The organism is Pseudomonas sp. RIT411, from assembly GCF_003057735.2.
GTDB classification, from domain to species: Bacteria; Pseudomonadota; Gammaproteobacteria; order Pseudomonadales; family Pseudomonadaceae; genus Chryseomonas; species Chryseomonas oryzihabitans.
In genome coordinates, this window is sequence record NZ_QBIZ02000002.1 from 75,000 (window position 1) to 98,701 (window position 23,702).

Consider the following 23,702-nt stretch of genomic DNA (forward strand, 5'->3'; position numbering starts at 1 on the left):
CCGTGTTGAGCTTTGATGACAGGAGCTGGCCAGGCGCCAGCATAGCGCCGGGCCTGGCCAGGTGGGCGTCAGCCGGTCAGGACCCCCAGGGCGGCGCGGGTGAACGGCGGGGGCGGCACGGCGTTTAGCACCGCACCCTGGAGCACCAGACCGCTGTGGGCGAACTGGCGCTGGGTGGCCTCGATTTCCTTGGCGGTGTTGCAGCCATGGCGCGACACCAGCAGGCAGGTGCCGGCCTGGGCGGCGAGCAGCACGGCATCGGTCACCGCCAGCACCGGCGGGGTGTCGAGGATGATCAGTTCGTAGTCCTGCTGCAGGCCGCGCAGCAACTCGGTACAGCGCGCACTCATCAGCAATTCGGCCGGATTGGGCGGGCGGACGCCGCCCACCAGGCAATCCAGGCCGGGGATCGCCGAGGGCTGGATCGTCTGCTCGGGCGTCGCCAGCCCCGCCAGCACCTCGGCCAGACCCGGGCGGCGGGCCAGTTGCAGGCGCCGGTGCAGGCGTCCGCGCCGCAGGTCGGCATCCACCAGCAGCACCCGCGTCCCGCCTTCGGCCAGCACCCGCGCCAGTTGCATGGCCACCGAGGACTTGCCGGCGCCGGGGCTGGCGCTGGTGATCAGCAGCAGGTCGTTGCGCGCCTCGGTGCGGGCGAAGGCCAGGCTGGTGCGCAGGATCCGCAGGGCCTCCTGGTAGCCGCTGTCGAGTGAGGTCTGCAGCGGGCCGCCGAGTTGGCGGCTCGGCGCCAGCGGCAATTGCGCCAGCACCGGCAGGCCCAGATTTTCCAGGCCCTCGGCGTCTTCGATGCCGCGCTCCAGGCTGGCGCGCAGATAGACCCAGGCCATCCCGGCCAGGCAGCCGAAGAGCAGGGCGCTGAGGATCAGCAGGGGCTTCTTGGGATAGACCGGGGCAATCTGGGTATAGGCGCTGTCGATGATGCGCACATCGCTCACCGTGCCGGCGCGCACCACCGACAATTCCTGGATGCGCTTGCTCATCAGCGCATAGAGCTTGTCCGCCGCCTCGACGTCGCGCTGCAGGCGCAGGACCTCCTGCTGGGTCTGGGGCAGCTTGGCCAGGCGCTGCTGCACGGCCTGGCGCTCGCCGTTGAGCACCTGGCGGCGCGCCAGCAGGGTCTGGTACAGCGGGTGGGTGGTGGTGAAGCGCAGGGCCAGTCCGAGACGCTCCATCTCCAGGGCCGACAGCTGGCCATCGAGGTCCACCGCCTGGCGCAGCAGGCTGCGTCCCTCTTCGCCGATGGCGATGGAGCCCTGGCGGCGCTGATAGCGGTCCAGCGCCTGGCGGCCGTCGGCCAGGCGCTGATTCACCCGCGGCAACTCCTGGCGCAGGAAGGCCAGTTGCTGGGTGGATTCGTCGGCGTTGCGGGTCACGTCCTGGCGCACATAGGCCTCGGTGATGCCGCGCAGGATGCGTTGCGCCCGCTGCGGATCGGTGTCCTGCAGCTGGATCGAGAGGATGCCCGAGCGCTTGCCGCGCTCGCTGACCATCAGCCGCTCCTGCAGCGCCTGGATGGCCACGCCGCGGCGTTGCTTGACGAGGATGAATTCGGTGCCCGGATAGGCGTGCAGCTGGGCGATGTCCAGCTGCAGCTCGCCGGCGCTGGCCGGCTGGCCCAGCCGACCTTCCAGCAGGCGCTTGCCCTGGGCATCGCTCAGTAGGAAGCGATCCGGGGCCTCGGCGGTGAGGGTCAGCGGCTGGCCATAGAGGGCGTCGGGCACGCTCAGCCTGGCGATGGTCAGCTGTTCGCCGCCCCAGGCGAAGCGCGCGAGGCCGAACAGCGGCGGGGCCACCCCGGTGCCCGCGCGTTCGTGGCGGCGCGCCAGCCAGTCGCCCAGCAGCGGCAAGCGCCGCGGGGTGACGCTCAGGTCCAGGCCCTCGGCGTCCACCACCTCGCCGACCACCCGCCGCGAGGTGAGCAGCTGCATCTCGGTGATGGCTTCCGGCGGCGGCAGCGGTCGGCCGTTGTCGGCTTCGTCCAGCCGCACGATGCCGCGCTGGTATTCGATCTGCACCGTCGCCACCGCCTGATAGCGCGGCGCGGCCAGTTGCGCATAGGCCACGCCCACCAGGGTGCAGAGGACGATGCAGACGAGCAGGCTGCGACGATGGCGCCAGAGCGCGGCGCAGTAACGGGCGAAACCTATGTCCGCGGCCTGGGTGGCGGCGGGGAGCGTCTGACGCGACTTGTCCATGCAGGAGCGGGCCTTGGGGCAGGTACGAGAAAGGACAGCCGTCGCAACCGCACGCTGGCGAGAGGGCAGCGCGCGGCGAACCGGGGTCGAAATCGTCACACCAGGCAGGGCACAGCTGGGAACGCCAGGCGCTGGATCGGGGATCCGCGCCTTGTCGGCTGGAGTGCTGCGTCGACTCTAAGCGAAAGCAAAAGCCAAAAATGTGACACTCCGTGCAGAACGCGACGGATGCCCGCTTGGCAGCGTCAAGGTGCTAAGGCAGTCTTCTTCGCGACCTGTCGTGTCTCCGGACGACAAGCCATGGCCAGCGCCTGGTGTTCCGGGGTCGCTCGTGCCCGTGCCCTTGCTGGCGAAGGCACCCCAGGTAGCAGATGCAAACGCCGCGGCCCCTGGCAACGGCGTGTTCCTGACGGCTTCTTGAATGTAGTCAGCGGTTGAAGCCCGGTTACCCGCCCACGCGCCTCTTGGCCTGCGTGGGCGGTCTTGCACCGGTTGTACCAGGCCTGCGGAGGATGGCGCCTGGTTCTTCACTGCCCTGGACGGCGTTCTCGACTGCATGGCTGTCAGGAGACAGGACAATGAGCGTGGTATCTGACGTGACCCATCCCGGGGTCCGGGTAGGACGGTGGCCGTTCTGGCTGGGCGGTCTGGTAGTCGGTCTGCTGTTGCTGCTGGCGCTGCTCTGGCGCCTGCCGGATTTTCGCGACGGCACCGGGGCGCAGAATCTCGAAGCCAGCTATCACGTCCTGCTCAGTCTCAATGCCCTGGACGAATCCGGCGTGACCCGCCACTGGTGGCTGCCCACGGTGACCCTGGGCGGCAGTCACGACAAGCAGGTGTCCTGGGGCGCGACCATCCCCACCCACAGTGGCGACTATGTCTACACCAGCTTCAGCAGCTACGGCTTCCTCGCGCCCTATCTCGGCCTCAAGGCCGCGGGGCTGACGCCTTCGCTGCACAGCCTCGCGCTGTTCAACGCCGCCCTCGGCGCCCTCACGGCGCTGCTGCTGTTCCGCCTGCTCTACCTGGTGCTGCGCAGTCACGGCGCCAGCCGCGGCCTGGGCGCCACGAGCGCGGTGCTGGGCTGCCTGATCGCGGTGTTCAGCCGCGAGGCGCTGCTGTCCCAGGGCCTGCTCTACTGGGTGCAGAGTTTCTACCAGGTGCTGCTGCTGGCCAGTCTGCTGACGCTCTTCCACTACCTGCAGGCGCCTGCCGGCCAGCGCCAGCGGCTGGGCTGGCTGCTGGCCGGCCTGGTCTGCTTCGGCGCCCTGACCGAATGGACCGGCTACGTCTTCGGCGGCGGGCTGGTCGCGCTGTTCTGGCTGCAGCGCCGGCAATTGCCGGAAGGCCAGCGGATGGCCTGGCGCCTGGCCTTCGCCACGGCGCTGGCCGGATTGCTGGTGCTGCTGCACTACAGCCTGGCGGCGGGCCTGTTGCCGACGCTCAAGGCCTTTGCCCGGCGCTTTCTCGCCCGCAGTCCGAACAATGCCCACCTGACCGACTTCTTCGCCGGCTACGGGCTGTCCTTCGGCCTGTTCCTGGCCGCGGTGGCCATCGCCCTGGGGGTACTGGTCTGGAAGCGCAAGAGCCTGAACTGGCCGCGCAGCACCACGCTGCTGCTGGTCGCCGCCAGCGTGCCGCTGCTGGAAAATCTGCTGCTGCTGCAGCATGCCACCCAGTTTTCCTTCGATCGCCTCAAATTCATCTTTCCCGCCGCGCTGCTGCTCGGCCTGGCCTTTCTGGCCCTGAAGACCCCGGGGCGTGCCGTGCTCGCCGTGGTGCTGGTGGCCGCGGCCCTGCAGAACGGCCAGACCTATCGCCAGGACCTCGCCGGCTATGCCGGCTGGGGCGCCATCGACCGGCAGAACCAGGTCCTGGTCGGGCTGGTGAAAGGCCAGGTCGCGCTGGACTGCACCCTCATCTCCACCGACATGACGGTGCGCGGCTACGCCAACCTGCTGTTCCACCGCAGCATCCACGAATTGCAGCGCCAGCCGCTGGACTACCACGGCGAGCCGGGGGCCTGTGGCGGACTCTATCTGGAAGGCCGGGATTTCCGCGTCGACCTGCCCGAATACACCCGCGCCCGCCTGAGTCTGGCGGACGGTCGCCAACTGACCTACGCCAAGGTCGAGGGTGACTGGCGCCTGCAATGAACGCCCCATCCATGAACGTGCTGCGAGGAAACCGGGTATGCCGGGTACGCTGATCAATCGACTGAGTTTTCTGGCCCTGGGTGGCCTGATGGTCCTGCAGTTCGGCGTCTTCGAACAGAGCCCGACCAATCCGGTGGGCATCCGCTACGTGGGCGAGCTGTACCTGGCGATCTGCCTGGGTTTCTTCGCGCTCTTCACCCTGAGCACCTGGCATCGGCCGCAGCGCGACTATCGGCTGCTGATGGGCTTCTGCCTGTTTTCCACGGCGGTGTTCGTCGGCCTGCCGGCGGTGTTCGCCCAGCTGTTCTGGGGCCAGCCGCTGGTCTACGGCCTCATCGAGGAGCGGCGGGTGCTCTACTGCTTCAGCGCCTTCCTGGTGCTCTACCTGGCCAAGCGACTCAATGCCGTACAGTTCGAGAATCTGATCATCCTGGTCGGGCTGCTCTCGGCGCTGCTGTGCTGGCTGTCCTACTTCAAGATGCTGCCGGACCTGCGCGAGGAGGTGAAGGACCTCAGCCGTCCCGGACGGGCCTCCACGGGGGCGGGCGCCATCTTCTTCGGCTACTTCATCTGCATCTACTTCGCCGGTCGCGGGCGTTCCTTCATCGACGGCCAGTTGCGGCCCAAGCTGAGGCACGGCCTGCTGGCGCTGTTCTTTCTGGCGACCATCGTGGTGGTGTTGCAGACTCGCCAGCTGATCGTGGTCTGCCTGGTGTTCACCATCCTCGCCCTGCGCGCGCGCCTGGTCGGCCCGGCGCTGTTCGGCGCCATCATCATCGCGCCGCTGATCCTCTATCCGCACCTCCTGGAAACCCTCGGCTTCAACCTGGATTTCTATGCGCGCTCGGTGCAGGAAGGCCCTACCGACAACGTCCGGGAAAACACCATTTCCCAGATCATCAACCACCTGCAGCTGTACAACGGCCTGCCCAGCGGCAGCCTCAGCCTGATGTGGAACGACGGCTTCAAGCCGATCTTCGGCGACTACTTCTTCCTTTCCGACGTCGGCATCTTCGGCACCGTGTTCCGCTTCGGCTTCCTGTCGATCCTGGTGATTCCCATCGGCCTGGCGGTCCACTACCTGGTGGCGCGCAAGCTGAGCCGCGACCTGGAATTCACCCTGGCGGTATTCCTCGCCTTCATGACCATCTGGCCGCTGCAGGGACTGTTCGAATACCAGGGCACCGCGGCCCTGCTCTTCGTCATGCAGGCGCTGAAGACCTACCACGGCGCGCCTCAGTACGGGGTGATCAGCCTGCCGGAGCGACCGGGAGCGCTACCGCCCGGTCGCCAGGTCCTGCCGGTCTAGCAGCCGGTCAGGCGTTCGACGCGGCGTTCGCCGGGAAAGAAGAAGGGGCGCAGGCGCACGCCCAGGCTGTTGCCGAAGAAGGCGGCCACCAGCCACAGCCAGCCGTGCAGGCTGCCCGAAGCGATGCCGCTGAAGTAGGCGCCGATGTTGCAACCATAGGCCAGCCGCGCGCCGTAGCCCAGCAGCAGGCCGCCAAGCACCGCCGCCATCAGCGACCGCGCGGGAATGCGCAGGCTGGGGGCGAAGCGCCCGGCAAGGCCCGCGGCGGCCAGGGCGCCCAGCATGATGCCGAGATTCATCACGCTGGTGACGTCGAACCAGAAGGGCTCGGCCAGCGCCCGGGCATTGGCCGGTTGCTGCCAGAAGGCCCAGCCGGAGACGTCCAGCCCGAGCAGACCGGCACCCTTGGCGCCCCAGAGGGCGAAGGCCGAGGTGACGCCCCAGGGGCGACCGGCCAGGGCCAGGGTGACGAAGTTCAGTATGGCCAGGGCGATGGCGCCCCAGACCAGCGGCCAGCTGCCGCGCAGCAGGCGCGCCGCGCCCTGGTGTTCACCGGGCACCGTGACTTCCAGCGAGCCGTGGCGACGGCGCTCCAGTACCACCGAGACCCCGGCGATCAGGGCGAAGGCCGCCAGGCTGACCAGGATGCCGGGCAGCACGCCCAGGCGGGTCACCAGGGAGGTCGGCGGCAGACTGGGCAGGGCGAACCACCAGCCGAGGTGCTGGGTGGCGATCAGCGAACCGATGACGAAGAACAGCAGGGTCACCAGCATCCGCGCATTGCCGCCGCCGGCGGTGAACAGGGTGCCGGAGGCGCAGCCACCGCCCAGTTGCATGCCGATGCCGAACAGGAAGGCGCCGACCACCACCGAGGTGGACAGCGGCGAGACGTTGCCGCGCACCGCCTCGCCGAACAGGCTGCCGGCGCCCAGGGCGGGAAAGAACAGCAGCACCGCCAGGGCCAGCATCACCATCTGGGCGCGCAGGCCGGCGCCGCGGCGGTCGAGGATGAACACCCGCCAGGCCGAGGTGAAGCCGAAGGCGGCGTGGTAGAGGGTCAGGCCGAGGGCGCCGCCGAGCAGCAGCAGGAGCGCCTGACGGCCGCCCACGGCCTGGCCTAGAAAGACCATGCCCAGGGCGAGCAGGCAGGTCGCCCACAGGGCCGCCCAGGGCAGGCGAGGAGAGGAAAGGATAGAGGTCTGCTGCATCATGGTTCCGGTAGTTTCGAACTAAAGTCCGACCATTTTAGTAGGACTTGCCTGGGAATCCCAGCCACCCGGCAGCTCTGGTTCAATGAAAGGGTTACATCGATATAGCCAGAAGTTATCTAGCATTCAGGACAGCCGTTTGGCCGAGGGCGTGGTCAAAGCGGCCAAAGGAATCCCCTGGAGTCGCCGTGTCCGCTGCTGCCGTGCCGTCTGTTCCCGCCTTGCCTACCCTGTCGCGATTGCGCGGCTGGACCGCCCTGGCCGCTGCCCTGGTGCTGGCCGGTTGCAGCCTGACGCCCAGCTCCCAGGGTCCGACCCGTTCGCCGGCCGAGGTGCGCGCCGAGCTCCTGCGGCTGCTGCCGGCCAGCGTCGCGGATCGGCAGGGCTGGGCCAGCGATATCCAGACCGCGTTCAGCGCCCAGGGCCTCGAGCCCTCGACGGACAACCTCTGCGCCGTGCTGGCGGTGGCGGAGCAGGAATCCACCTACCAGGTCGATCCGCCGGTGCCGGGACTGGGGCGGATCGCCTGGGAAGAGATCGACAGACGTGCGGCGCGGGCCTATGTGCCCCAGCTGCTGGTGCGCACCGCGCTCAACCTCAGGTCGCCCTCCGGCAAGACCTACGCCCAGCGCCTGGACAGTGCCCGAACCGAGCGCGAGCTGAGTCTGATCTTCGAGGACTTCATCGCCATGGTGCCCCTGGGAGGCCAGCTGTTCGGGCGCTTCAATCCGGTGCGCACCGGCGGCCCCATGCAGGTGAGCATCGACTTCGCCGAGGCTCATGCCCGCGGCTATCCCTATGAGCGCGAGGGTTCCATCCGCCATGAGGTGTTCAGCCGGCGGGGCGGTCTCTATTTCGGCACCGCGCACCTGCTGGGCTATCCCGCGGACTATGCCACGCCGCTGTATCGCTTCGCCGATTTCAACGCCGGCTGGTACGCCAGTCGCAATGCCGCCTTCCAGCGTGCGGTAAGCCGGGCCACGGGGATGAAGCTGGCGCTGGACGGCGATCTGGTGGTGCCCGGTTCGCGGACCCAGGGCGAGACCGAGCGGGCGGTCAATCGCCTGGCGCCGGCCCTGGGCATGAGCGACATCGCCATCCGCCATGACCTGGAAGCGGGCGAATCCGAGGACTTCGCCAAGACCGATCTCTATGCCAAGGTCTATGCCCTGGCCGAGCGCAAGGCCGGTCGCAGCCTGCCGCGCGCCATCCTGCCGGGCATCACCCTGGAAAGTCCCAAGATCACCCGCACCCTCACCACCGCCTGGTTCGCCCAGCGGGTGGAGGAACGCTGGCAGCGCTGCCGGGGCCGCGCCGCGCGCTGAAGGGAGCAGGGGGCCGAACGGCGTTTTCCAGGTGACGAGGGTCGGGCCCGGGGATGGCAATTGGCCAGACTATTCGCCTAACATGGGGCGATGAAGCGGCCTCGCGCCGTACGGTTCTGGTGTAGTCCCTAGAGGTCCAGATGACCGATACCCCCGGCTCCCGGTTGACGCTGATCGTCGACCAGCCCACTCCCACGGCCCGCCATCGGCTGCCACCCCGCGAACAGGCCAAGGCCCTGCGACTGCTGCGCACCCTGGGCCTCGAAGCCGATACCCCGCCGGAACTGGTGCTGGCCTGGCTGGAACGCCGCGATGGCGGTTGTTCGCTGCCGGAAGCGGCGCGCCAGATCGGCCTGGGCAACTGGCTGGGGATCACCACCAGCCTGGCCGACCTCACCCAGAATCTGGCGCGCTTCGAAGCGGCCTACGCCCTGGACAGCGTGCTCGACTCCCTGACCGTCCTGGCCGAGCAGTCGCCGCCCGAGTCCCGCTAGCCGCTAGAGGCCGGCACCGCGGATGTTGACGTAGAGGCTGTACAGCGAGTGGGAACCGGCCATGAACAGGCGGTTGCCTTCCGGGCCGCCAAAGCAGAGGTTGGGGCAGCGTTCCGGCAGGTGGATGTGCCCCAGCGCCTTGCCGCTGGGATCGAAGACCCGCACGCCATCGAGCGCCTCGGGCTTGGCCGCCGGCGCGCCACTGCTACCCCAGCCGCACCAGAGATTGCCCGCCACGTCGCACTTGATGCCGTCCAGGGCGCCGTATTCCAGCGCCTCGATGTGCTTGCGGCGCTCGCCCAGGCTGCCGTCGTCCCTGACCGTATAGGCCCACACCAGGCGATTGGGCTTGGCGCGGCCCTCGACCACGTAGAGCAGCTTTTCGTCCGGCGAGAAGGCCAGGCCGTTGGGGCCGTTGAGATCACCGATCACCCGGGTCACCGCCAGGCTCTCGCCGTCGATGCGATAGACCCCATCAGGTTGCTCGGTCTTGACCCTATGACCCTCGTAGTCACTGTTGGCCTGGAACGGCGGGTCGCTGAACCAGATGGAGCCGTCACGCTTGACCACCACGTCATTGGGCGAATTGAACGGCTTGCCGTCGAAGCTATCGGCCAGCACCGTGATACGCCCATCGTGCTCGGTGCGGGTGACCCGCCGCCCGAGGCCGTGAGTGGTGGAGCCTTCACAGGCGATCAGCCGACCCTGGCGATCACGGGTCAGGCCGTTGGCGAAATTCGACTGGGTGCGGTAGGTGTCCAGCCGGCCGCTGACCTCATCCCAGCGTACGATGCGGTTGTTGGGGATGTCGCTCATCAGCAGGTAGTTGCCATCGCCGATCCACACCGGGCCTTCGGCCCAGCGCAGGCCGGTGGCCAGGCGTTCGACACTGGCGTTGAACAGCCGCAGCTCGAGGAAGCGGTCGTCGAGGATCTCGATCAGCGGATCGGGATAGCGTTGGCTCAGGGGTTCCCCGGCGCGGGCGAGACCGGGCAGGGCGAGGGCGGCGCCGCAGACCAGGCCGCTCTGGAGCAACTGGCGACGTGACAATAGCCGGGCGAGGCCCGGGAGGGAGTCATGCATGGTGCAGGTCCTTGATTGTTATTGTTCAGACGAGGCAATGCGGATCAACCTGCATCGGCAGGTTAATCATATGACATCATATGTCTTGTGATGGATGGCGCCAACCGGGGCACGGGCCTAGTCGGCCTCGAGCACCAGGCAGGTCCGACCGCGGCCCTGGCGTTTGGCCTGATAGAGGCGCCGGTCGGCTTCGTGGAGAAAGCCTTCGAGGTCGTCGGCGAGGCCGCTGAAGACGCCGGCGCTGAACGACAGCGGCGGGGCGCCGGGGGCATAGCTCTGGGCGTGGCAGTAGCGGCGCAGCAGGTCCAGCGCCTGCAGCAGCTGCTCCGGTGGCATCCGGCTGACCAGGGCGAATTCCTCGCCACCCAGGCGACCGGTGAGATCCTGGGGCAGGGTCCGGGCCAAGGCCTGGGCGAAGACCACCAGGGCACTGTCACCGCTGGCATGGCCGTGTTCGTCGTTGATGCGCTTGAAGTGATCCAGGTCGAGCATGGCCACGCTCAGGGCGTGGCCCTCGCGTTCGGCCTGGCGGAACAGCTCCTGGGCCTGATCCTGAAAGGCGCGCCTGTTGCGCAGCCCGGTGAGGGAATCGTACTGGGCGGCGTGGGTGAGGGCGCGCATGAGATCCCGCCGTTCCAGGGTCGAGACCACGCGGCAATTGAGCTCCTCGGGGCAGAAGGGCTTGCGCAGGAAGTCGTCGGCCCCCTGCTTGATGAACTTGGCGCTGAGCGAACCCTTTTCGTCGGCCGACAGGCCGATGATGCTGAGGTCGTGGCGGCGCAGCTTCTGCCGCAACATCTGCACCAGTTCGAAGCCGCTGAGGCCGGGCATGCTGTGGTCCACCACCAGCAGGTCGATGTCCGGCTGCTCCTGCAGCAGGCGCAGGGCCTCGTTGCCGTCGCAGGCGTCCAGCAGCTGGTAGCGGTGGGGCGTCAGCACATGGCGGATGTAGTTGCGGGTGGCGTCGGAGTCCTCGGCGATGAGGATCTTGACCGCGGTATTGCTGTCTAGCCGGCGCAGCAGCCGGAAGGCGAATTCGTAGGAGTACTGGCTTTCCTTGAGCACATAGTCGACCACGCCCTTGGTGAGCAGGTCGTCGCGCCGGCGCTCGTCGTAGGAACCGCTGAGGACGATGCAGGGCAGACGATAGCGCAGCACCAGATCGACGCTTTCGCCATTGGGCGCATCGGGCAGGTTGAGGTCCACCAGGGCGGCGAAGAACAGATTGGCCGAGGTTTCCAGCATCAGCTCGGCTTCGGCCAGGGTGGCGCAGAATACCGGCTCGAAGTCACGCTGCTGACGAAAGAGGTGCGCCAGAATCTTGAGGACCATGGGGCTGTCTTCGATGACCAGGATGGAGCGCACCGGTAACTCCTGCAGGGCAAAGATCGGCCGAGAATAGTTCTGGCGTCAGAGGAAGGGATCATTCGCCTCTGCGTATCGGCCAAAGGATCGACGACTTGAATGGCCGCCGATCCTTCCCGGTTCAGCGGTCCGCCTGGCCTTCCAGCTGGCGCTGCCGGGGCAGGCGCAGGGCGTCGTCGCGCGGCAGCGGGCGACTCAGCAGGTTGCCCTGCACCTTGTCCACCTGCAGCGCCTTGAGCGCTTCCAGCTCGGCGAGGGTTTCCACCCCCTCGGCGATCACCTCCTTGTGGGTCTCGCGGGCGAAGGCGATGATCGCCGAGGCCAGCGCCCGGCGTTCGGCGTCGCGATCGATGTCGCGCACCAGGCTCATGTCCAGCTTGATCATGTCCGGCCGCAGTCGAAGGATGTGCCTCAGACTCGAATAGCCGGCGCCGGCATCGTCGATGGCCAGGCGCACGCCCTGGGCCCGCAGCGGTTGCAGCTGGGCATGCAGGGCGTCGTAGTCGTCGACCTCGGCATGTTCGGTGATCTCCAGCACCAGGCGTCCGGGAGGATTGCCGGCCAGCAGCGCTGGCAGGCGCCCGCCCAGGATGGTCTGCGGCGAACAGTTCATGGTCAGGTAGCTGTCGTCGGGCAGACTCTGCAGTCCCTGTAGGGCGAAGCGCATGGCGCTTTCTTCCAGTTCGTCGCCGAGACCGACGGCGCTGGCTTCGGAAAACCACAGGTCCGGGCTGCGCTGCGGCGGGCAGTGGAAGCGCGACAGGGATTCCCAGCCGGCGATGCGCAGATCCGTCAGGTGATAGATCGGCTGGTAGACGATGCTCGGCTGGTGGGCGGCCACCGCGCCCTGGATGCGCTCGCGCATCTCCACCTGGCCGCGGCGACTGGAGACGTCCAGGCTGAGGCGATCGGCCACCAGTTCGGCAAAGGTCCGCACCAACTCCAGGTCACGGGGACTCAGGGTCGGATCGGGCTGGTACTTGAAGCAGCAGAAGGTGCCATAGAGTTCGCCATCGCTGAGCCGCACCGGCACGCTGACGTGAGCGCCGATGGGCACGCTGCGGGTTTCCGGGATCAGCCGGGTAGCGCCGACGGCGCGGGTGTCGGGGATGAGTTCGGGCAGGTGGCCGGTCACCACCTGCTGACAATAGCCCTGGCTGAGCGGCAGGGCATCGCCGGCTTTGAGCGGCGCATCGGGCGCCGCATCGACGTTGCGAAAGACCCGATCCTGCTGGCGAAATTCGGCCAGAAAGGCCACGTCCATGTCCAGGTGGATGCGCAGTGCGTGCAGCACCTTGTCGATGCAGCCCTGGCTGCTCAGGTTGCCGGTATCCAGGCCAACCACCTCCAACAACTCGGTACCTGATTCCCTCATGTCCTCACTCCCGGGAAACTACGACCTGAACCAGTGTAGAGCCTGGAATGAATTTGTCAGTCAAATGACCTCATCCGTTCGGCTTAACCCTGTTCGGCGTACCAGGCCTCGAAAGCGGGCAGGGCCATGGGCCGGGCCAGCAGATAGCCCTGGACCTCGTCGCAGCCGGCTTGCTGCAGGAAGGCCAGCACCTCGGGCGTCTCTATGCCCTCGGCGACGCTGCGATAGCCGAGCTTGCCGATCAGCGCCAGCAGCGCCCTGACGACCTCCTGCTTGCGTGGATCCTCGGGCAGGTCATGGATCAGCGAGCGGTCGAGCTTGACGCTGGTGACCGGCAATTCGTAGAGATAGGCGAAGTTGCTGTAGCCACTGCCGAAGTCGTCGATGGCGATCTCCAGGCCCAGCTCGCGCAGGGCATGCAGCTGGGCGATGGCCTCGGGATTGCGTTTCAGCCATTCGCCTTCGGTGATCTCCACTTCCAGCCGCCGCGGATCGACACCCTGGCGCTGGCAGGTCTCGCGCAGCAACTCGACCAGATCGCCTTCGTCGAAATCCCGTGGCGACAGGTTGAGCGACAGTCGCCCCTGATAGCGAGTGTCCCAGTGCGCCAGCTGGCCGATGGCGGTACGGATCACCCAGCGGGTGACGCTGTGGATCAGCGCGGTCTTCTCGATCGCCGGAATGAAATCGCCCGGAGCGATGGGGCCGAGTTGCGGATGGGTCCAGCGCAGCAGGGCTTCGGCGCTGCACAGCCGGCGCTCGGGCAGGGCCAGGCGCGGCTGGAAGGCCAGGCTGAAGTCGCCGCGTTCGAGGCCTTCGGGAATCTGCCGGACCAGCTGGAAGATCCGCTGGAAGGCCTCGTCCCGGGGGCGTTCGTAGACCACCCAGTGACGACTGCTCAGCGCCGCCTGATCGACCGCCACCATGGCCTTGCGCAGCAGGTCGCGGACTTCGCCCGCGTCGAGCAGGAAGGGCACCACACCGGCCTTGACCGGCGGATCGATGGGAATGCGGTCGGCCTGGACCGGCATCCGCAACTGGGCGATGAGCGCGTCGAGCAGCGGCGGATAATCGCAGTCCTCCGGCAGCAGGAAGGCGAATCTCTTGGTGTCCACGTGATAGACCTTTGCCCGCTCGCTCAGGGCGTCGCACAGGCGCAAGGCCAGGCTGCGCAGGAAGGTCTCGAAGGGCCACATGCCCTGGGCCAGAATCAGTTGCTCCTTCCAGTGGGTCTCCAGGGGATCCACCAGCACCAGCAGGCGCCCCTCGTCGGGCTGGAGTTCGGCCAGCTGGGCGACATCGGCGTGGAACTGCTGGCGATTGGGCAGGCCGCTGACCGGATCACGGCGGCGCAGGTGCTGGCGCAGGCCTATGAGGCTCATCACCTGAGCGGCGAAATCGTCCAGGCGCTTGCGTTCCGCGGCCGTCAGTTCGCGCGGCTGGCTGTCGAGGATGCACAGACTGCCGATGGCATAGCCGCCCTCGGTGACCAGGGTCGAGCCGGCATAGAAACGCACATGGGGGGCGCGTACCACCAGGGGGTTATGGCTGAAGCGGGTATCGCAGCAGGCATCGTTGATCTCCATCCGGCCATCCTCGGCCTGGATGGTGTGGGCGCAGAAGGCGTCCTCGATGGGCATCTGCGCCAGGTCGAAGCCGACGCGGGCCTTGAACCACTGGCGATCGCGATCCACCAGGCTGATCAGCGCGGTCGGCACATTGAAGCTGCTGGCGACCAGTTCGCAGAGGCGATCGAATTCCTCCGCCGGCGCCGAATCCAGCAACTCCAGGGCGTGCAGGGCGTTGAGGCGGTCATCTTCGTACTTCAGTGAATCGGCCATCAGGCTATCTCGGGAATATCGATGAGCCTTGCTCGAGCAACAAGCCCATCCTGGAAGAACTGCCGCGACCCGAGCCAGGCGAGTGCAGCAAACGAGAGGCAGGTCTGCGGAAGTATCGGCGAGAAATCATAAGACTTTAGCCGTTTCGTCTCGCCTGCCAGTCTGGAACCTTAGCGCGGCTGCACGTCGATCGCGAGCCCTGGTCGAAGGGATATCCCCTGCCGAGTAGCGACCATGACCCTGACCTGCCTGTTCGACATCAACGAGACCGTGCTGGACCTGTCCGCGCTGGATGGCCTGTTCACCGACCTGTTCGGTGACCCTCAGAGCCGCACGCTATGGTTCGCCCAGACCTTGCAGAACGCCATGAGCGCCGAGCTCTGTGGCCGGCACGCGCCCTTCGAGACCCAGGGTCAGGCGGCGCTGGAGATGATCGGCGCACGGTTCGGGCGAACGCTCACCGCCGCCGACAAGCAGCGCGTCGCGGACGCCCTCAAGCGGCTGCCCGCCCATGCCGATGTCCGCGCGGGCCTCGATTTCGCCCGGGCACAGGGCGTGCGCTGCATCGCCTTTTCCAACAATGCGCGCGCCGCGACCCGGGCGCAGCTGGAATACGCCGGCCTGAGCGACGCCTTCGCCGATATCCTCTCGGCCGAGGACGCCGGCGCCAGCAAGCCGGTTACGGCCACCTATCGCCAGGCCGCCAGCAGCCTGGGTCAACCCGCCGAAGACCTGTGGCTGATCGCCGTCCATGCCTGGGACATCGCCGGCGCCCAGGCCGCCGGGTTCAAGGGTGCCCTGCTGCAGCGGCGTCCCGACCAGGTGGCCAATCCTCTGGCGCCGCCCCAGGTGACCGCCGGCACGCTGCAAGAGGCAGTGGCGCGCATTCTGGCGCACGAGGGCCGCGGCTAGTTGCCCCGGCGTGCTAACGTCCGCGCCATCACCGGCGGGTGCCGGTTTTTCCAGACAGTGAGAGTCGCTTTCCCATGACGGATACCCTTGCCCGGCTGCGTGCCGGCGAACTGGCCGGGGCCACGCGCCTGACCCTGCGCGCCGACCTGACCGAATTCCCCGAAGAGATCTATGGCTTGGCCGACAGCCTGGAAATCCTCGACCTGTCGGGCAATCGGCTGACCCGCTTGCCCGCCGACCTGGGTCGGTTGCACCAGCTGCGCATTCTCTTCTGCTCGGGCAATCCCTTCACCGAGCTGCCCGAGGTGCTGGGCACGCTGCCCAGGCTGGAGATGATCGGCTTCAAGGCCTGCCAGCTGGAGCGGGTAGGCGCCGCGGCCCTGCCGCCACGCCTGCGCTGGCTGATCCTTACCGACAACCGCATCGCCGAGGTGCCCGCCGCCCTGGGCGAGCGGCCCGCCCTGCAAAAGCTGATGCTGGCCGGTAACCGCTTGCAGCATCTGCCGGCGTCCATGGCCGACCTGCACCAGCTGGAACTGCTGCGGCTGTCGGCGAATCGCTTCGCCGCGCTGCCGCCGGCCATCCTGGAGTTGCCACGGCTGACCTGGCTAGCCTATGGCGACAATCCCCTGGGCGCCGAGCGCGAGCGCGCGGTGCGAGCTCAGGCCGCCCGCCAGCAGCGCATCGCCTGGGGTGATCTGCAGCTTGGCGAGCGGCTGGGGGAGGGCGCCTCCGGCATCATCCATCAGGCGCGCTGGCAATCGCCCACCGGGTCGCGCGAGGTCGCCGTCAAGCTGTTCAAGGGCAGCATGACCAGCGATGGCACCCCGGAAAGCGAAAGCGCCGCCAGCCTCAGCGCCGGCACCCATCCCTGGCTGATCGGTGCTCTCGGTGACCTGGCCGAGCATCCCGAGCAGCGCAGCGGCCTGGTGCTGGAGCTGGTGGAGCCGGCCTTCGGCAACCTGGCCGGTCCGCCCAGCTTCACCACCTGCAGCCGCGACGTCTATCCCGAGGGCACCCGCTTCACCGCCAGCGCCGTGCGCAGCATGGCTGGCGGCATGGCCAGTGCCCTGGCGCACCTGCACGGGCACGGCCTGGTCCACGGTGATTTCTATGCCCACAACATCCTCTGGGACGGTGGCGCCCGCTGCCTGCTGGGGGATTTCGGCGGTGCCTCGCTGCTGCCCGAGGACGAGATTCAGGCGGCGCGCCTGCAACGCTTCGAGAGTCGCGCCTTCGGCATCCTGCTGGAGGAGTGGCTGGCGCGGTGCAGCGAGCCGGTCGATCCGGCACTGGCGGCCCTGGCCGCGGAGTGCCAGCAGCCCGCGCTCGATGCCCGTCCGCTGCTGGCCGAGGTGGCGCAGCAACTGCAGGGCTAGTCCCGGGGCTCGTCCAGGGCCCAGTCCACGGCGGCCAGGGCGTGCAGTCGCGTGGTGTCGAACAGCGGCACCGCACTGTCGCTCTGGTCCACCAGCAGCATGATCTCGGTGCAGCCGAGCACGATGCCCTCGGCGCCCCGGGCGACCAGCTCGGCGATGATGGCGCGATAGGCGGCCCGCGATTCGGCGCGCACCTCGCCGCGCACCAGCTCTTCATAGATGATGCGGTGCACGGTCTGGCGCGCGGTCGCTTCAGGCACCAGCACCTCCAGGCCGAAGCGCGCCGTCAGCCGCTCGCGATAGAAGGCCTGCTCCATGGTGAAGGCGGTGCCCAGCAGGCCGACGGTCCGCAGGCCCTTCGCTTGGATCGCCGCCCCGGTGGGATCGGCGATGTGCAACAACTGCAGGGCCGTGGCTGCCTCGATCTCGTCCGCCAGGCAATGCATGGTGTTGGTACAGAGCACCAATGCCTCGGCACCGCCGGCCGCCAGTTGTCGCGCATGCGCCTGCAGACGTAGACCCAGCGTCGCCCAGTCGCCGGCATGCTGCAGGGCAGCGATCTCGGCGAAGTCCACCGACAGCAGCAGGCAGGCCGCCGAATGACTGCCACCCAGTCGCCGCCGGACCTCTTCGTTGAGGATGCGATAGTAGTGAGCCGAACTCTCCCAGCTCATGCCGCCCAGCAGGCCCAGGGTGCGCATGGTCGTTCCCATGGTGATTGGCGAATGGGCATCTTGGCGCCCGTTCCCGCTGTGCGCGAGGATCAGTGAGGCAGAGATCGGGCGGTACAGTGAGCAGCCTGGTCGGCCGCAAGAACGTCGAGGGGAATCGGCGGATACTGCCCTGGGCCTCTAGCGGCAGGTCTGGAGAGCGCGACTCCTGATTTATCCAGCTTGGAGATGGACGCCCAGTGTCAGGGCAAGGCGGAGCACGATCAGGACGGCGAATGCGTTTTCAGCCAGTCCTTGAGCGCGGCATCCATGCGGGTTTGCCAGCCTGAACCCGTCGCGCGGAAGGCGTCGACAACGTCCGGGGAAAGCCGAATGGTGATGCGCTCCTTGGTGACGCTCGCTTGGGGTCGGCCGCGACGCAGCTTGGCTTGCAAGGTCACCGGCAACGCACCGATACGCACCGATTGCTCGACCTTCTCGTCGGTCCACTCAGGGTTTTCCGCGTCGATCAATTCAGGGTTGAGTGGCTTGCTCATAGCGTTTTACCTGGCGATTGTTTGCCTTGCGGAAGCTGATGACCCGAATGCCGGTAGCGGTTTCGGTGAACACCACGGCATGCACTCGGCCCGCAACCAGGCCCAGGGCCGAATACCGTACTTCCGGATAGATCCTGCGGTCGTCGACCCAGATCAGCGCCGTTTCGAAATCGAAGTTGGCAACCCCTTCGAAGCTCAATCCGCGAGCAGCGATGTTGAGGGCGTTCTTGGCCGGGTCGAAGGTGATGTCCATGGATTTATCGTATGTACATTAATTGGGGGCGGCAAGACTTTCTCGTCCATACGAGCCTGCGGAAGATGAGACAGCCTGCGGATGACGTCAACGAGCGTTGGGGAGCGGCCTCGACACACATCGAGCAAGCCTCACGGTCTTCCCTCCAGTGCCTGGATACGAGCTTTTGTGTCGCTAGCTAGCGCCCGTGGCAGCGCCCTGGCATGCAAGCTACGCTTCGAGAGGCCACTCCCGGCCCTGGAGGTGATCGTCATGCTCAAAGCACTGTTCGCCGCGCTAGCCCTGACCCTTTTCGCATCCGCCAGCGTCCAGGCGGCGCCCTGCCGGGATGCCCACGGCAAGTTCGTCAAATGCGACACGACCAAGACCAAGGCGGTGCAATGCAAGGATGCCAAGGGCAAGTTTGCCAAGTGCGGCACGCCCGGGGCCACGCCGGTCAACTAGAGGCTGTCGGGCGGACGTCAGGCAGGGGCCTGACACCTCGCCTGGCGTAAGCGCAGCTAGTCCTTTTTTTCCGCCGATCCCGGCTCCGACCAGGCGCGGTGCCGTTCGGCCTTCTGAGCCTCGCTTTCCACCCGATTGAGCACCTCGCCCTCGTGCTGGACCTCGGGACCGCCGCCATAGACATGGTCGAGGCCCTGCATCAGGGCGGCATAACCCTGGGCGGCCACCTGCACCGGATCGTGCTTGGGCCCGGCGCCGACGCTGGTGTCGTCTTCGCCGGCGCGGTGGAAGAAGTTGGTGTCGGTCTGGCCGGGCATGAGCACCGTCAGGGTCACGCCGCTGTCCTTCAGCTCGTTGCGCAGGGCGAAGGCGAAGGAATTGATGAAGGCCTTGGAGGCGCCGTAGACGGCCTCGAAGGGAATCGGCGCGGTGGCCGAGATGGAGGAGGTGAAGAGCACCCGGCCGCGGCCGGCGGCGACCATCTCCGGCAACACCAGCTTGGCCAGGTGCACGGTGGCCATCACATTGAGCTGGATCAATGCCAGCTCGTCTTCCAGGCGCGTCTGGCCGACGAAGGCGCCGCCCAGGCCGACGCCGGCGTTGAGCACCACGACGTCCAGCGGGCGGCCCTGGCGACGCAGGAATCTAAAGGTCTCTTCCACACCCACGGCGGTGCGCAGGTCGGCCGCATGGCTCCAGACCTTGACCCCCAGGGCACGCAATTCGCGCTCGGCGGCGTCCAGCCCGTCGCCGCGGGAGACCAGCAGCAGATCATGGCCGTGGCGGGCCAGCTGCTTGGCCAGTTCGAAGCCGATGCCGCTGGAGGCACCGGTGACGGCGGCCAGCGGCCGGGAAACGTTGCTCATGCTGAAATCCTCTGCAGACCTGGTGTAGCTGGGATCGTCGCGGACGGCTGGCGCTCCCCGCGGCCGACGGTTGGCCCCTGAGGGCATGGCATAATCGCCAGGCCGTGTAGAGGAGACAAGAGATGCAACCCGCGGATCTGGAAGCCCTGGTGACCTGGACCATGCCCTATGGCAAGTACGCCGGCCGCCTGCTGGCCGACCTGCCGGGCCACTACCTCAACTGGTTCGCCCGCAGCGGCTTTCCGCCTGGCGAGCTGGGCCGCTTGCTGGCGCTGATGCAGGAGATCGACCACAACGGCCTCAAGCCGCTGCTCGATCCGCTGCGCTGCCGTTAGTCCGCCAGGCGACGCATGTCGATATGGGCAATGCCGTCTTCGTCATAGACCGCTGAGCAGGGCGTGAAGCCATAGCGGCCATAGTAGGCCTGCAAATGGGCCTGGGCGGAGAGGAACAGCGGGCGCCCGGGCCAGCGCTCGGCGCAGACGCGCAGGGCTTCCGCCAGCAGCAGATGCCCCAGGCCGCTGCCGCGGCCCTCGGGGGCGACGATCACCCGGCCGATCACCACTTCCTCGCGTACCGCGCCGAGCAGGCGCAGGTAGGCGTGCAACTGGTCGTCGCGCCAGCCGAACAGGTGCCAGACGTCTTCCGCCAGGTCCAGGCCATCGGCGTCGGGATAGATGCACTGCTGCTCCACCACGAAGACCCGGGCGCGCAGCACCAGGGCGGCATAGAGCTCGGCGGTGGTCAGCGCCGGTGCGGCGCGGCAGCTCCACTGGAGAGTCATGGTCAGTCCTTGCGCCGGCCGGACAGCATGCGGAAGCGATTGCGGTTGAGCAGCACGTAGCCGGTCAGCTGCAAGCCTGCCGCGAACAGCAGGCTGCGCATGGCGCCGGGTTCGGAGGGACGCGGACCCTGGTAGAGGCCATAGAGGGCGAAGGCCACGCCCAGCAGGCCGAGGATGAAGAAGACCAGACCGATCTTGGTCAGGCGGGGGAGGGTGCGCAGATTCATGGCTATGTCGTCACAGGCAAAGGCCGCCACGCTAACCGCCCGGACCGGGCTTGTCGAGCCGATAGGCAGCCGCAGCGGACTGGTCTAACGTGGCCTGATGGCCCCTGGCAAGCGGGAGAGAGCCCATGTTCAGCCATGTACAGGTAGGCGCGCGTGATCTGGAGCGCCTGATCGATTTTTACGACGGCGTGTTGCACGAGCTCGGTCTGGTGCGGATGCCGGCCGAAGACGATGGTGGCCCGCCCGGGTGTGGCTGGCAGCGGCCAGGGCGAGCGTGGCCGCAATTCTATGTACAGCTGCCCTTCAATGGCCTGCCGGCCTCCTGGGGCAATGGCGTCCAGGTGAGCTTCGCCGCGCCGTCGCCGGCGGCCGTCGAGGCGGCCTGGCACCGCGCCCTGCAACTGGGCGGCAATGACGAGGGCGCTCCCGGCATCCGGCCGGACTATGGCGCGGACTTCTACGCCGCCTACTGCCGGGATCCGGAAGGCAACAAGCTGTGCTTCGTGCATGCCGAGGGACTCGCCGCCGCCTGCGACTAGCGTGTGGCCCGGCAATCCGGCGGCCGGCGATCCGGCGGCCCGGCGCTCCGGTATTCCGGCGCTCAGACGTTGGCCGCCAGGGCGACCGCATCGGTACGGGCGGCCATGATGAAGTCGTTGCGGTGCAGGCCGCCGATGTTGTGGGTCCACCAGCTCACCGTCACCGCGCCCCATTCGGTGAGCAGGGCCGGGTGGTGATCCTCATCCTGCGCCTCGCGGCCGACGCGGTTGGTGAAGTCCAGCGCTTCCAGAAAGTTGCCGAAGGCATAGCGGCGTTCCAGCCGTGGAATTCCTTCGCGCTCGACCAGCGTCCACCCCGGGACGGCCTTGAGTAATTCGTTGCTGGCGGCCTCGCTCAGGGCAGGCTCGCTGGAGCGGCAGGGGACGCAATGGGAGTGGGCGAGATCGGCCATGGGGCGCTCCTTGGGGAAAGAAAGTCACGAAAGGGCAGGGTAACAGACCCGCCGGTCAGCTCCCGGCGTCCCGTCCGACCATGGTCGAATGGTCCGAAACCGGTGCGCGCCGTACAACGGAACACAACAAGAACAACAGTTTCCCGCCGAGGAGATCGTCCCATGAGTGCCGCTTTCTACCCGGTCCGCGCGGAAGTCGCTTCCCAGACCCTGACCGATGAAGTCACCTATCGCCGGCTGTACCAGCAGTCCATCCTCAACCCCGATGGCTTCTGGCGCGAGCAGGCCCAGCGCCTGGACTGGATCAAGCCCTTCAGCCGGGTCAAGCAGACCTCCTTCGACGATCATCGCGTCGACATCCAGTGGTTCGCCGATGGCACCCTGAACGCCTCCTACAACTGCCTGGATCGCCACCTGGAAACCCGCGGCGACCAGACCGCCATCATCTGGGAAGGCGACGATCCGGCCGACAGCCGCCACATCACCTACCGCGAGCTGCATCGCGAGGTCTGCCAGCTGGCCAACGCGCTGCGCGGCCAGGACATCCACCGCGGCGACGTGGTGACCATCTACATGCCGATGATCCCCGAGGCCGTGGTGGCCATGCTGGCCTGCGCCCGCATCGGCGCGGTGCACTCGGTGGTGTTCGGCGGCTTCTCTCCCGAATCCCTGGCCGGCCGCATCAGCGACTGCCAGTCCAAGCTGGTGATCACCGCCGACGAAGGCGTGCGCGGCGGCCGCAAGATCCCGCTCAAGGCCAACGTCGACGAGGCCCTGACCAATCCGGCCACCTATTCGGTGCGCAAGGTGATCGTCTGCAAGCGCACCGGCGCCGACATCGCCTGGCATCGTCACCGCGACGTCTGGTACGAGGACATCACTTCGGTGGCCCCGGAACACTGCGAGCCCAAGGAGATGTCCGCCGAGGCGCCGCTGTTCATCCTCTATACCTCCGGTTCCACCGGCAAGCCCAAGGGCATCCTGCACACCACCGGTGGCTACCTGACCTATGCCGCCCTGACCCACGAGCGGGTCTTCGACTATCGCCCGGGCGAGGTCTACTGGTGCACCGCCGACGTCGGCTGGATCACCGGCCACAGCTACATCGTCTACGGCCCCCTGGCCAATGGCGCCACCACCCTGCTGTTCGAGGGCGTGCCCAACTACCCGGACGTCACCCGCATGGGCCAGGTGGTGGACAAGCACCAGGTCAACGTCCTCTACACCGCGCCCACCGCCATCCGCGCCATGATGGCCCAGGGCGACGCGGCCATGCGCGGCGTCGATGGCAGCAGCCTGCGCCTGCTCGGTTCGGTGGGCGAGCCGATCAACCCCGAGGCCTGGCACTGGTACTACAAGACCGTGGGCCAGGAGCGCTGCCCCATCGTCGACACCTGGTGGCAGACCGAGACCGGCGGCATCCTCATCAGCCCGCTGCCCGGCGCCATCGGCCAGAAACCCGGTTCGGCGACCCGTCCGTTCTTTGGCATCCAGCCGGCGCTGGTGGACAACGAAGGCAACCTGCTCGACGGCGCCGTGGAAGGCAACCTGGTGATCCTCGATTCCTGGCCGGGCCAGTCGCGCTCCATCTATGGCGACCACGACCGCTTCGTCGACACCTACTTCAAGACCTTCAAGGGCATGTACTTCACCGGTGACGGCGCCCGCCGCGACGAAGACGGCTACTACTGGATCACCGGTCGCGTCGACGACGTGCTCAACGTCTCCGGCCACCGCATGGGCACCGCCGAGATCGAGAGCGCCCTGGTGGCCCATCCCAAGGTGGCCGAGGCCGCGGTGGTGGGCATGCCCCATGACCTCAAGGGCCAGGGCATCTATGTCTACGTGACCCTCAACCAGGGCGAGGAGGGCAACGAAGCCCTGCGCCAGGAGCTCAAGCAGTGGGTGCGCAAGGAGATCGGTCCGATCGCCACGCCCGATGTCATCCAGTGGGCGCCGGGGCTGCCCAAGACCCGCTCCGGCAAGATCATGCGGCGTATCCTGCGCAAGATCGCCGTGGGTGAATACGACGCCCTTGGCGACATCTCCACCCTGGCCGATCCGGGCGTGGTGCAGCATCTGGTCGGCACCCACCAGCAGATGAGCCAGGCCGTCGCCTGATTCGACGGCTTCGCCAACCGCCCGCTATCGTCCCGGTAGCGGGCGGTTTGTTTTTGGCGGTCCTGTAAGGAGTTGTCGCCAGGGTAAAAGCCCTGGCCGTTGCGCTGGCGCTAGAATCGCGCCAGCCGGCGGACCGGAGGGCACACCGGTCCGCTACCCCGGGCAAAGGCCGGGACAGGGGCAGCGCT

23 protein-coding genes are annotated in these 23,702 nt (G+C 67.5%); 10 read left to right on the plus strand and 13 right to left on the minus strand.

Annotation, left to right across the window (positions count from 1 at the left end; genetic code table 11):
- Positions 1-68: 68 nt before the first annotated feature.
- Positions 69-2,213, minus strand: a complete 2,145-nt coding sequence (locus tag DBY63_RS03075) for a polysaccharide biosynthesis tyrosine autokinase (RefSeq protein WP_108581252.1) — start codon at positions 2,211-2,213, stop codon at positions 69-71.
- Positions 2,214-2,791: 578 nt separating this feature from the next.
- Between DBY63_RS03075 and DBY63_RS03080 the strand changes: the two genes are divergently transcribed.
- Positions 2,792-4,369 carry a hypothetical protein gene (locus DBY63_RS03080; RefSeq protein WP_108581253.1) on the plus strand — a complete coding sequence of 526 codons (1,578 nt, stop codon included), beginning with the start codon at positions 2,792-2,794 and terminating at the stop codon, positions 4,367-4,369.
- Between the two features lie 37 nt (positions 4,370-4,406).
- Positions 4,407-5,678 (plus strand): hypothetical protein, encoded by a 1,272-nt coding sequence (locus tag DBY63_RS03085; protein ID WP_027597144.1) that lies wholly within the window; start codon positions 4,407-4,409, stop codon positions 5,676-5,678.
- On the opposite strand, the gene DBY63_RS03090 is transcribed toward DBY63_RS03085, so the two are convergent.
- A complete protein-coding gene (locus tag DBY63_RS03090) occupies positions 5,675-6,886 on the minus strand; it encodes a YeeE/YedE family protein (protein ID WP_108581254.1) in 1,212 nt (403 codons plus the stop codon). The two genes, DBY63_RS03085 and DBY63_RS03090, sit on opposite strands and share 4 nt — an antisense overlap.
- A 230-nt stretch (positions 6,887-7,116) precedes the next feature.
- Here DBY63_RS03090 and DBY63_RS03095 point away from each other — a divergent pair, with 230 nt between their 5' ends.
- Both DBY63_RS03095 and DBY63_RS03100 read left to right on the plus strand, forming a co-directional pair.
- The gene (locus DBY63_RS03095) at positions 7,117-8,211 is read left to right on the plus strand and encodes a DUF1615 domain-containing protein (RefSeq protein ID WP_146750239.1); all 1,095 of its coding nucleotides are present in this window, start codon (positions 7,117-7,119) and stop codon (positions 8,209-8,211) included.
- A 140-nt stretch (positions 8,212-8,351) separates the two neighbouring features.
- Complete coding sequence (locus tag DBY63_RS03100; protein WP_007159597.1) at positions 8,352-8,705, plus strand: hypothetical protein; 354 nt, start codon at positions 8,352-8,354, stop codon at positions 8,703-8,705.
- A 3-nt stretch (positions 8,706-8,708) separates the two neighbouring features.
- On the opposite strand, the gene DBY63_RS03105 is transcribed toward DBY63_RS03100, so the two are convergent.
- The 4 genes from DBY63_RS03105 to DBY63_RS03120 form a co-directional block, all read right to left on the minus strand.
- Complete coding sequence (locus DBY63_RS03105) at positions 8,709-9,788, minus strand: SMP-30/gluconolactonase/LRE family protein (RefSeq protein ID WP_108581255.1); 1,080 nt, start codon at positions 9,786-9,788, stop codon at positions 8,709-8,711.
- A 117-nt stretch (positions 9,789-9,905) separates the two neighbouring features.
- Positions 9,906-11,153: a diguanylate cyclase gene (locus tag DBY63_RS03110; RefSeq protein ID WP_027602525.1), complete on the minus strand. Its 1,248-nt coding sequence runs from the start codon at positions 11,151-11,153 to the stop codon at positions 9,906-9,908.
- 121 nt (positions 11,154-11,274) lie between these two features.
- Positions 11,275-12,528, minus strand: coding sequence for an EAL domain-containing protein (locus DBY63_RS03115; protein WP_027602526.1), 1,254 nt, complete (start codon positions 12,526-12,528; stop codon positions 11,275-11,277).
- Between the two features lie 83 nt (positions 12,529-12,611).
- Entirely contained in the window at positions 12,612-14,369 is a 1,758-nt protein-coding gene (locus DBY63_RS03120; RefSeq protein ID WP_256594343.1) for an EAL domain-containing protein, read from the minus strand.
- A gap of 234 nt (positions 14,370-14,603) precedes the next feature.
- Between DBY63_RS03120 and DBY63_RS03125 the strand changes: the two genes are divergently transcribed.
- Together DBY63_RS03125 and DBY63_RS03130 are read left to right on the plus strand one after the other, a co-directional pair.
- Positions 14,604-15,281 (plus strand): haloacid dehalogenase type II, encoded by a 678-nt coding sequence (locus tag DBY63_RS03125; RefSeq protein WP_108581256.1) that lies wholly within the window; start codon positions 14,604-14,606, stop codon positions 15,279-15,281.
- Between the two features lie 74 nt (positions 15,282-15,355).
- Positions 15,356-16,660, plus strand: a complete 1,305-nt coding sequence (locus DBY63_RS03130) for a leucine-rich repeat-containing protein kinase family protein (RefSeq protein WP_108581257.1) — start codon at positions 15,356-15,358, stop codon at positions 16,658-16,660.
- Here DBY63_RS03130 and DBY63_RS03135 read toward each other — a convergent pair.
- The 3 genes from DBY63_RS03135 to DBY63_RS03145 form a co-directional block, all read right to left on the minus strand.
- Positions 16,657-17,361: an aspartate/glutamate racemase family protein gene (locus DBY63_RS03135; protein ID WP_042136142.1), complete on the minus strand. Its 705-nt coding sequence runs from the start codon at positions 17,359-17,361 to the stop codon at positions 16,657-16,659. The two genes, DBY63_RS03130 and DBY63_RS03135, sit on opposite strands and share 4 nt — an antisense overlap.
- Positions 17,362-17,594: 233 nt before the next feature.
- Entirely contained in the window at positions 17,595-17,867 is a 273-nt protein-coding gene (locus DBY63_RS03140; RefSeq protein ID WP_027597134.1) for a BrnA antitoxin family protein, read from the minus strand.
- Positions 17,845-18,120 carry a BrnT family toxin gene (locus DBY63_RS03145; RefSeq protein ID WP_108581258.1) on the minus strand — a complete coding sequence of 92 codons (276 nt, stop codon included), beginning with the start codon at positions 18,118-18,120 and terminating at the stop codon, positions 17,845-17,847. The genes DBY63_RS03140 and DBY63_RS03145 overlap by 23 nt, the downstream gene beginning before the upstream one ends.
- Positions 18,121-18,372: 252 nt before the next feature.
- On the opposite strand from DBY63_RS03145, the gene DBY63_RS03150 reads away from it, so the two are divergent.
- Complete coding sequence (locus tag DBY63_RS03150; protein ID WP_007159587.1) at positions 18,373-18,564, plus strand: hypothetical protein; 192 nt, start codon at positions 18,373-18,375, stop codon at positions 18,562-18,564.
- 56 nt (positions 18,565-18,620) lie between these two features.
- Here DBY63_RS03150 and DBY63_RS03155 read toward each other — a convergent pair whose 3' ends face one another.
- Positions 18,621-19,430: an SDR family NAD(P)-dependent oxidoreductase gene (locus DBY63_RS03155; RefSeq protein ID WP_108581259.1), complete on the minus strand. Its 810-nt coding sequence runs from the start codon at positions 19,428-19,430 to the stop codon at positions 18,621-18,623.
- A gap of 122 nt (positions 19,431-19,552) precedes the next feature.
- Between DBY63_RS03155 and DBY63_RS03160 the strand changes: the two genes are divergently transcribed.
- A complete protein-coding gene (locus DBY63_RS03160; protein ID WP_027602533.1) occupies positions 19,553-19,765 on the plus strand; it encodes a DUF3820 family protein in 213 nt (70 codons plus the stop codon).
- Here DBY63_RS03160 and DBY63_RS03165 read toward each other — a convergent pair.
- Together DBY63_RS03165 and DBY63_RS03170 are read right to left on the minus strand one after the other, a co-directional pair.
- Complete coding sequence (locus DBY63_RS03165) at positions 19,762-20,214, minus strand: GNAT family N-acetyltransferase (protein ID WP_027602534.1); 453 nt, start codon at positions 20,212-20,214, stop codon at positions 19,762-19,764. The genes DBY63_RS03160 and DBY63_RS03165 overlap by 4 nt on opposite strands.
- A 2-nt stretch (positions 20,215-20,216) precedes the next feature.
- Positions 20,217-20,441: a hypothetical protein gene (locus DBY63_RS03170; protein ID WP_007159583.1), complete on the minus strand. Its 225-nt coding sequence runs from the start codon at positions 20,439-20,441 to the stop codon at positions 20,217-20,219.
- Between the two features lie 125 nt (positions 20,442-20,566).
- Here DBY63_RS03170 and DBY63_RS03175 point away from each other — a divergent pair, with 125 nt between their 5' ends.
- On the plus strand, positions 20,567-20,980 hold the full coding sequence (locus DBY63_RS03175; protein WP_027597131.1) for a VOC family protein: 414 nt from the start codon (positions 20,567-20,569) through the stop codon (positions 20,978-20,980).
- Positions 20,981-21,042: 62 nt separating this feature from the next.
- On the opposite strand, the gene DBY63_RS03180 is transcribed toward DBY63_RS03175, so the two are convergent.
- Positions 21,043-21,393: a 4a-hydroxytetrahydrobiopterin dehydratase gene (locus tag DBY63_RS03180; RefSeq protein WP_007159581.1), complete on the minus strand. Its 351-nt coding sequence runs from the start codon at positions 21,391-21,393 to the stop codon at positions 21,043-21,045.
- Between the two features lie 162 nt (positions 21,394-21,555).
- On the opposite strand from DBY63_RS03180, the gene acs reads away from it, so the two are divergent.
- Positions 21,556-23,514, plus strand: a complete 1,959-nt coding sequence (gene acs, locus DBY63_RS03185; protein ID WP_027602536.1) for an acetate--CoA ligase — start codon at positions 21,556-21,558, stop codon at positions 23,512-23,514.
- The last annotated feature ends 188 nt before the right edge of the window (positions 23,515-23,702 follow it).

What these genes read in the sequence shown, in the direction of transcription:
- DBY63_RS03075 (WP_108581252.1), bottom strand. Translation starts at nt 2,213, where the DNA reads ATGGACAAGTCGCGTCAGACGCTCCCCGCCGCCACCCAGGCCGCGGAC.
- DBY63_RS03080 (WP_108581253.1), top strand. Translation starts at nt 2,792, where the DNA reads ATGAGCGTGGTATCTGACGTGACCCATCCCGGGGTCCGGGTAGGACGG.
- DBY63_RS03085 (WP_027597144.1), top strand. Translation starts at nt 4,407, where the DNA reads ATGCCGGGTACGCTGATCAATCGACTGAGTTTTCTGGCCCTGGGTGGC.
- DBY63_RS03090 (WP_108581254.1), bottom strand. Translation starts at nt 6,886, where the DNA reads ATGCAGCAGACCTCTATCCTTTCCTCTCCTCGCCTGCCCTGGGCGGCC.
- DBY63_RS03100 (WP_007159597.1), top strand. Translation starts at nt 8,352, where the DNA reads ATGACCGATACCCCCGGCTCCCGGTTGACGCTGATCGTCGACCAGCCC.
- DBY63_RS03105 (WP_108581255.1), bottom strand. Translation starts at nt 9,788, where the DNA reads ATGCATGACTCCCTCCCGGGCCTCGCCCGGCTATTGTCACGTCGCCAG.
- DBY63_RS03115 (WP_027602526.1), bottom strand. Translation starts at nt 12,528, where the DNA reads ATGAGGGAATCAGGTACCGAGTTGTTGGAGGTGGTTGGCCTGGATACC.
- DBY63_RS03120 (WP_256594343.1), bottom strand. Translation starts at nt 14,369, where the DNA reads ATGGCCGATTCACTGAAGTACGAAGATGACCGCCTCAACGCCCTGCAC.
- DBY63_RS03125 (WP_108581256.1), top strand. Translation starts at nt 14,604, where the DNA reads ATGACCCTGACCTGCCTGTTCGACATCAACGAGACCGTGCTGGACCTG.
- DBY63_RS03130 (WP_108581257.1), top strand. Translation starts at nt 15,356, where the DNA reads ATGACGGATACCCTTGCCCGGCTGCGTGCCGGCGAACTGGCCGGGGCC.
- DBY63_RS03135 (WP_042136142.1), bottom strand. Translation starts at nt 17,361, where the DNA reads ATGCGCACCCTGGGCCTGCTGGGCGGCATGAGCTGGGAGAGTTCGGCT.
- DBY63_RS03140 (WP_027597134.1), bottom strand. Translation starts at nt 17,867, where the DNA reads ATGAGCAAGCCACTCAACCCTGAATTGATCGACGCGGAAAACCCTGAG.
- DBY63_RS03145 (WP_108581258.1), bottom strand. Translation starts at nt 18,120, where the DNA reads ATGGACATCACCTTCGACCCGGCCAAGAACGCCCTCAACATCGCTGCT.
- DBY63_RS03150 (WP_007159587.1), top strand. Translation starts at nt 18,373, where the DNA reads ATGCTCAAAGCACTGTTCGCCGCGCTAGCCCTGACCCTTTTCGCATCC.
- DBY63_RS03155 (WP_108581259.1), bottom strand. Translation starts at nt 19,430, where the DNA reads ATGAGCAACGTTTCCCGGCCGCTGGCCGCCGTCACCGGTGCCTCCAGC.
- DBY63_RS03160 (WP_027602533.1), top strand. Translation starts at nt 19,553, where the DNA reads ATGCAACCCGCGGATCTGGAAGCCCTGGTGACCTGGACCATGCCCTAT.
- DBY63_RS03165 (WP_027602534.1), bottom strand. Translation starts at nt 20,214, where the DNA reads ATGACTCTCCAGTGGAGCTGCCGCGCCGCACCGGCGCTGACCACCGCC.
- DBY63_RS03170 (WP_007159583.1), bottom strand. Translation starts at nt 20,441, where the DNA reads ATGAATCTGCGCACCCTCCCCCGCCTGACCAAGATCGGTCTGGTCTTC.
- DBY63_RS03175 (WP_027597131.1), top strand. Translation starts at nt 20,567, where the DNA reads ATGTTCAGCCATGTACAGGTAGGCGCGCGTGATCTGGAGCGCCTGATC.
- DBY63_RS03180 (WP_007159581.1), bottom strand. Translation starts at nt 21,393, where the DNA reads ATGGCCGATCTCGCCCACTCCCATTGCGTCCCCTGCCGCTCCAGCGAG.
- acs (WP_027602536.1), top strand. Translation starts at nt 21,556, where the DNA reads ATGAGTGCCGCTTTCTACCCGGTCCGCGCGGAAGTCGCTTCCCAGACC.